General features: G+C 61.0%; 1 pseudogene. It reads left to right on the top strand.

The annotated features are described in order from the left end of the window. Positions 1-282: 282 nt before the first annotated feature. Positions 283-405: pseudogene (locus tag NYP18_RS15340) on the top strand (M23 family peptidase); the annotation flags it as partial.

Genomic DNA, 405 nt, shown 5'->3' with positions numbered 1-405 from the left:
CGAACATTGATCGGTGGCTCAAACGACTTTCGTAACACTGCCTAGGAGCAGGCAAGAGCTCTCCGGGCACATTGGCGTCGTCCTCGCTAATCCCTGACAATCCCCGGCGATCGGGCTGTGAAGAAGGTGGAAGAAGCACAGAGTTCGTCTTCCGGCTGGATTTCTTGGGGAGTGAGACGCTAGTGTTACGTCCGTAAATAACGGAACGGTCACATTCTGGTCTCCACCGTGCATAGCGGTGGGGTGGGGTGCGGGCCAACGGACAACGACGGAAGAAAATTCATGCGACTGACGGCTCAGCGACCGGCCCGAGGGAAACACCGCAAGATCACCACCTCGCAGACCACGGGGCGCGTGGCCCTGGTGGCCGTGGCCGCCAGCGCGGTCTCCTCGGCCGGGATCGGT

Source organism: Corynebacterium lemuris (assembly GCF_024919295.1).
Classification (GTDB): Bacteria; Actinomycetota; Actinomycetes; order Mycobacteriales; family Mycobacteriaceae; genus Corynebacterium; species Corynebacterium lemuris.
This window is presented reverse-complemented; position numbering and strand designations above follow the sequence as displayed.